Raw genomic sequence first — 6,746 nt, 5'->3', positions numbered from 1 at the left:
GTTGTGGTGGTGACGGGGGCCAGCAGCGGGATTGGGGCGGCGGTTGCCGTGGGGTTCGCCGACACGGGGGCGACGGTCGCGGTGCATTACCACCGGAACGAGGACGGCGCGCGGCATACCGTGGGGGCGGTTCAGACAGCCGGCGGTACGGCGTCTCTGCACCAGGCCGATCTCGCGGATCCGGCGTCGGCGGGGGCCCTGGTGGACGAGGTTCTGGCCAAGCACGGGCGGATCGACGTACTGGTGAACAACGCCGGTGATCTGGTGAACCGGTCGCCGATCGTCGACGTACCGGACGAGGAGTTCCAGCGGATCCTGGAGGTGAATCTGACCTCGGTGTTCGCGCTCAGCCGGCGAATCGTCCCGGTGTTCCGCGCTCAGGGCGGTGGGTCGATCGTCAACGTCACCTCGATCGCGGCCCGGACCGGCGGCGCCGGCGGCTCGGTCGTCTACGCGACCAGCAAGGGTGCCGTCAGCACCTTCACCCGCGGCCTCGCCAAGGAGCTCGCCCCGGACAACATCCGCGTCAACGCCATCTCCCCAGGCGTCATCAGTACGCCGTTCCACGATCGCCACACCGCGTCGGAGCAGATGCAGGCGATGGTCAGCACAATCCCGCTCGGCCGTACCGGCACCCCGCACGAGTGCGTCGGCAGCGTCCTCTACCTCGCCTCTGACCGCATGTCCTCGTACGTCACCGGCCAGATCATCGAGATCAACGGCGGCCAACTCGTAGGCTGACCGGATGGGGGATGTGCAGATCGAGGTACGACGCTCCGGTTGTGCGGACTGGCCGTACGAAATCGCGGGCGAGATGACCCTGGCCGCTCCGCTGGCCGTGCTGACGCTTCCGGTCGTCTTCGTACTGAACCGGCTCACCCACTTGCTCGTCTTCCGGCTCGGCTGGACGCTGCACATCTGGCACAAGGGGCGCTTCGAGAAGGTCCGCTACCGGAACAAGGCAGCGGCGCTTGCGGATGTGGATCGGCAACGGGCTCTGGCGGCTGAGTGGCCGCCGCCAGAGCCCGGTCAGCGGGTGCGGCTACCTCCGCGAAGGCTTAGCCGGACTTCCTAGCGGGACAAAGTGCGGTAGCGGTGGGCGGAGAGCGGTAGGAAGATCGCGGTCAGGACCAGGGGTGCGATGACTGCCATCAGAACCGAATGGCTTCCGATCCAGGTGGTGGTGGTCGAGGCGTCGGGGTTGCCGAAGAGCGTTCGGGATGCGGTGGCGGTGGCGGAGAGGGGACTCCATTGGGCGATCGTGCCCAGCCAGTCCGGCATCGTGGAGGTGGCGACGAAGGTGCTGGAGAGGAAGCCGATCGGCCAGACCAGGACCTGGACGACGGTCAGGCTCTCGGCGTTCTTCGCCGACAGGCCGATGAAGATTCCGACCCACAGCAAGGCGAATCGCAACAGCAGTAGGAGGCCGAAGGCGGCCAGCGCCGACGGTAGGCCCTCGTGCCATCGCCAGCCGAGCGCGAGCCCGGTGGCGACCAGTACGGCGAGCGCGACCAGGGTGTCGAGCATGTCCGCCATGCACCGGCCGAGGACGACCGCGGCGGAGCTCATCGGGAGTGAGCGGAACCGGTCGGTCACGCCCTTGTCCTTGTCCTGGGTGACCGCGGTCATCGTGCCTTCGAGCCCGAACAGCATGGTCAGCGCGAAGATCCCCGGCACCAGGAGTTCGTAGTACGACTCCCCTTCGGGGAACTCCATCGCACCACCCAGCAGGCTGCCGAAGATCAGCAGCATCAGCACCGGGAAGAACCAGGAGAACAGCATCAGTCCGGGCTGCATCCGCCAGTGTGTCAACGTCCGGCGGGTGATCGTCCAGCCGTCGGCAATGGCCCAGCCGAGCGCGCTCATACGGATGCTCCGGTCAGGTGCAGGAACACTTCGTCCAACGTCGGTCTGCGTAACGTGATGTCCTCCGGATCGATTCTTGCCTCATGCAACGAGTTCGCCATCACGGTGAGAGCCCGGGTGCGGTCCTTCACCGGAACGCTGATCCGGGTGCCCTCGACCCGGATCTCGCCGTCCGCCAGCGGTTCGGCGAACGCCAGCACCTGAGCGACCTGGGCCGGGTCGACGAGGACCAGGTCGAGCCAGTCCGAACCGAGCTGGGTCTTCAGCTGATCCGGCGTACCCTCCGCGACCACCTTGCCGTCCTTGAGCATCGAGATCCGGTTCGCCAGTTGATCTGCCTCCTCCAGGTACTGCGTGGTGAGCAGCACGGTCGTGCCGTTGTCGACGAGCTGCCGGATGGCCGTCCACACCTCGAGCCGTCCGGCCGGGTCCAGCCCGGTGGTCGGTTCGTCGACGAACAGGACGGCCGGTGCCACGATCAGGCTGGCGGCCAGATCGAGCCGGCGGCGCATTCCGCCGGAGTACTTGCCGACCGATTGCCCGGCCGCCGCGGACAGGCTGAACTGGTCCAGCAGCTCGTCGGCCCGCCGTACCGCCTTCGCATGGCCGAGATGGTTGAGCCGGCCGAACATGACCAGGTTCTGCCGGCCGGTCAGCACCTCGTCGATTGCCGCGTACTGCCCGACGAGCCCGATCCGCCGCCGTACCTCGGCCCCTTGGCGGCGAACGTCGTACCCGGCGACGGACGCCGTACCGGAGTCCAGTTGCAGCAGTGTGGACAGGATCCGCACCGCGGTGGTCTTGCCGGCGCCGTTGGGGCCGAGCAGGCCCGTCACGGTTCCGGCGGTGACTTCGAGATCGAAGCCGTTCAGGCCTGCCCCCTCGGTGCCGCCGCGATAGTTCTTCCGCACATCGGCAGCCTCGATCACCTGTTGCTTCGTCACTTCCCGCCTTTCGTTAGGGATTGAATCGTAGAGTGTACCGTACACCGTACGACTCAGGTACCATCGGTGCAACGACGAGCGCTGGGAGTTTGTTCCGTTGGCTGGAAAAAAAGTGGTGGCCGCCGATCCGGCGCGCAGTCTGGCGCTGTTGTGGGGTAGTCACACCAAGCCCGGACGCTCCGGTCTGACCGTGCGCGCGATCGTCGACGCCGCCATCGAGGTGGCCGACGCGGACGGTCTCGACGCCGTCTCGATGCGGGTCGTGGCCGAGCGGCTCAAGGCCGGGACGATGTCGCTCTACACGCATGTGCCCGGCAAGGCCGAGCTCACCGACCTGATGTTCGACCACGTGTACGGCGATCTGTACGCCGACGTCGACGAGCCTGCCCGTCAGTCCGACTGGCGCGCGGCCCTGGAATTCATCGCGCACCGGAACTTCGACGTACTGGTCCGGCATCCGTGGGTCCACGAGGTTCACACGATGCGGACTGCGCTCGGCCCGAACATCACCCTCAAGTACGAGGCGGAGCTACGCCCGCTCGACGGTCTCGGCCTGACCGACGTCGAGATGGATTCCGCGCTCTCCCTCGTCCTCACCCACGTCGGCGGCACCGCCCGCGCCGGCGCCGAGCAGCTCCGCACCCAGCGCGATTCCGGCCTGTCCGACGAGGAGTGGTGGCGACAGATCTCACCCACCCTCACCCACGTCATGTCCGGCTCCAGCGTCGCCTTCCCCATTGCCGGCCGGGTCGGTACTTCGGTCGGCGAACACTTCCAGTCCGTCCTCGACGCCGATCACATCCTGTCCTTTGGGCTAGGCCGGATTCTTGACGGGATCGCTCTGCTGATCGACTCGCGTCCGGAGAAGCAGTAGGCCGCAGCGCTCGAAAGTGGACCACTCGTGCCCGATGATGGGGGCAGGGGGTTCGGTATGCGCTTTCAGGTGCTGGGGCCGGTACAAGTTGTCCAGGACGGGCAGGTGGTCGGGCCGATCTCGGAACTGCGACGCAAGCTGCTCGCCGTCCTACTGGTGCGAGCGGGTCGTCCGGTGCCGACGGAGGTGCTGGTTGAGGCACTGTGGGGCGCTTCGGCACCGCAACGTCCGGGCAACAGCCTGCAGGTGCATGTGCATCGATTGCGTCTGGTCCTCGACAGCCCGGACCGGCTGGTCAGCATCTCCGGTGGCTATCAGTTGTGCGTCCAGCCGGACGAGCTGGACGCCGACGAGTTCGGACGCTTGCACGACGAAGGACGCCGTACGGCGGGGTCGGGTGACCTCGAACAAGCGGTCGCGATCCTTCGTGGGGCGCTGGCGTTGTGGCGGGGTGCGCCGTACGCCGATATCGCCGAGAGCGAGGTGGTTGCGTCGGCGGCGCAGCGGTTGGCGGAGACTCGACTGGTCGCGTACGAGGAACTGTTCGACGCCGAACTGGAGCTCGGCCGGGCCCGGGAGGTCGTGCCCGAGCTGACCGAACTGGTCGCGGAGTATCCGTTGCGGGAGAGGCTGATCGGCCAGCACATGCTTGCGCTGTACCGGTCCGGACGGCGGACGCGGGCGGAGGTCGCGTACCGCGCGGCGCGGCAGCGGCTGGCTCGCGAGCTGCGGGCTGAACCCGGGCGGGAGCTCCGGAGGCTGGGCGAGGCCATCCAGAACGAGGATCCGTCGCTCGATCAGGTCGCCGTACGGGCTCCGGCCGTTGCGCCGGCCGTGCGGCCGGGCCAGCTTCCGCCGCCGCCCGGCGCGTTCTTCGGGCGTGAGGACGAGCTCGAGCAGCTCGACGAGGCCGATGGCTTGGTGCTGCTGACCGGGATGGCCGGGATCGGCAAGACTGGTCTGGCTTTGCAGTACGCCCATCAGGTGGCTGATCGGTACGGCGACGGCCAGCTCTACATCGACCTGTGCGGACACGCGACCGGACCGGCGCTCGATCCGATGACCGCACTCGGGCAGCTGCTTCGCGGGCTCGGCGCGGACTCGAAGCAGGCCTGGGAGTCGGTGGCGGACGCGACTGCCGAGTACCGCTCGGTGCTGAACGGACGCAAGCTGCTGGTGCTGCTCGACAACGCAGCGTCCGCCGACCAGGTCCGTCCGTTGCTTCCGGCAACATCTGGTTGTCTGACCGTGGTGACGAGCCGGAACAAGCTGTCCGGACTGATCGCCGGCGAAGGCGCCCACCGGATCGGCGTCGGCGAACTCCCGTCCGACGACGCCCTGGCCCTGCTCACCCGCCTGGTCGGCGCGGACCGGCTGGCCGCTGAGGAAGACGGCGCAGCCGCGCTCATCCAAGCCTGCGCAGGCCTCCCGCTGGCGCTGCGCATCGCCGGCGCCCAACTCGCCGACGAACCACATCGCACCCTGGCCGACTACCTGACCGAGCTCGAGGAACGCGGTGCGGCCGCACTCAGCCTGCACGACGACGAACACTCCGCCGTCACCGCAGCCTTCGACTTGTCCTACCAGCGCCTGGACCCCGCAACCCGCCAACTGTTCCGCCGCCTCGGCCTCGTCCCCGGCCTGGACTTCCCCGTCGACGCCGTCGCGGCCGTCAGCGGTACGACGCCATCGGGCGCGCGCGACGCCATCCGCAAACTCACCGGGGCGCATTTGCTCGAGGAACACTCCGCCGGCCGATACCGCTTCCACGACCTCCTCCGCGACGACAGTCGCCGCCGAGCCGAAACCGAAGACTCTCCCGCCACCCGCGACGAGGCTCTGGAACGCCTCTACGCCTGGTACTACCAAGGCAAGATGGCAGCCGCGGCGACGCTGGCCTCGACCAGGCGCCATCCGCCTGCTCCCCCGGTTCCCGGAGCGTTCCCTGAGATCACTTTCGACGACGCCCGGGCCGGGATCGAATGGATGCGGGCCGAGTTCCCCAACATCGCTGCCGCGGTCACAGTTGCCGGTAGGTATCCGGAGCACAGACACTGGACGTGGCACCTCGCGGCGGGTCTGATGATCCGCATGGCCGGGCAGGGATACAACTTCGACATCGACACGATGGCGGACACGGGGATAGCGGCCGCCAGAGCCGCGGGTGATCGACACGCGCTCGCGAATATGCTCGCGGAGCGCTGCATGGTGTGGCACAGGTTCGATCTCCCGATCGACACCGGCGTCCTGGATGAGGCGCTGGAACATGCCGAACAGGTGGATCATCCTCCCCTGCTCGCCTACTGCCTGAATTCCGCCGCGCTCGTGTACCAGTACAAGGGCGATCTCGACGTCGCGGAGCGGTACTTCACGCGTGCACTCGATATCCACGACGGCGACAAGTGGGCACGAGCACAGCCGTTGGGCAATCTTGGACTGCTCGCCATCATGCGCGGCGATCTCGGCCGGGCCGCGCAGCGATGGGAGCAGATCCTCAGCATGGCCGACGGTGAGGGTGACCGGCTGACCGCGATCGCGCTGCCCGAACTGATCCGGACGCGCACGATGCTTGGTCACCTCGACGGCATCGACGACCTGATCGAACGAGCCGAGGATGCCGTCACCTGCTCCGGCGACTACGTCAACAGGCACAAACTGCATCTCCTCCGCGCCATCTGGTACCGCGACACCGGACGCCACCGCGAAGCAGTCGACCAGGCTTCGACGGCACTCCGGTCCGCGCAGGACGGCGGTGACCCGTCGACACGCAGCAGCGCCCACTACCACCTGGGCGTCAGTCTTCTCAGCCAGGGTGACATCGACGATGCCCGCACGGAATTCGAGCGGGCCGTCGAACTCGCCGACCTGGCGCGCGTACTCGAACGGCGCACGCAGGCTGCCCGCGGTCTGGCCGAGGCCGAGCTTGCGGCGGGCAGGCTGGCGGACGCGGAAACCCATGCCGTGATGGCGGTCGACATCGCCCGAAGCTGGCAGTGGACAACGATCCAGCTGGCCGGGGCGGTGGTGACGCTCGGGCGGGTCGAGTTGGCCTTGGGACGGGC

At 67.9% G+C, this 6,746-nt stretch carries 6 protein-coding genes; 4 read left to right on the top strand and 2 right to left on the bottom strand.

What is annotated here, in order from left to right; all coding sequences use genetic code 11:
- A partial coding sequence (locus tag E1261_RS42045; protein ID WP_202875442.1) for an SDR family NAD(P)-dependent oxidoreductase occupies positions 1–741 on the top strand: 741 nt, incomplete at its 5' end.
- A gap of 4 nt (positions 742–745) precedes the next feature.
- Positions 746–1,075, top strand: coding sequence for a hypothetical protein (locus E1261_RS42040; protein ID WP_132415454.1), 330 nt, complete (start codon positions 746–748; stop codon positions 1,073–1,075).
- Here the strand turns inward: E1261_RS42040 and E1261_RS42035 are convergent.
- The gene (locus E1261_RS42035) at positions 1,072–1,866 is read right to left on the bottom strand and encodes an ABC transporter permease (protein ID WP_132415452.1); all 795 of its coding nucleotides are present in this window, start codon (positions 1,864–1,866) and stop codon (positions 1,072–1,074) included. The genes E1261_RS42040 and E1261_RS42035 overlap by 4 nt on opposite strands.
- On the bottom strand, positions 1,863–2,810 hold the full coding sequence (locus E1261_RS42030) for an ATP-binding cassette domain-containing protein (protein WP_132415450.1): 948 nt from the start codon (positions 2,808–2,810) through the stop codon (positions 1,863–1,865). The genes E1261_RS42035 and E1261_RS42030 overlap by 4 nt, the downstream gene beginning before the upstream one ends.
- A 97-nt stretch (positions 2,811–2,907) precedes the next feature.
- On the opposite strand from E1261_RS42030, the gene E1261_RS42025 reads away from it, so the two are divergent.
- On the top strand, positions 2,908–3,684 hold the full coding sequence (locus E1261_RS42025) for a TetR/AcrR family transcriptional regulator (RefSeq protein WP_132415448.1): 777 nt from the start codon (positions 2,908–2,910) through the stop codon (positions 3,682–3,684).
- 57 nt (positions 3,685–3,741) lie between these two features.
- Positions 3,742–6,746, top strand: a 3,005-nt coding sequence (locus E1261_RS42020; protein ID WP_132415446.1) for an AfsR/SARP family transcriptional regulator, incomplete at its 3' end; no start/stop codon positions are given.

The organism is Kribbella albertanoniae (assembly GCF_004348455.1).
Lineage (GTDB): Bacteria > Actinomycetota > Actinomycetes > Propionibacteriales > Kribbellaceae > Kribbella > Kribbella albertanoniae.
The sequence above is the reverse complement of the archived record's forward strand: the minus strand, read 5'-3'. Positions and strand labels throughout refer to the sequence as shown.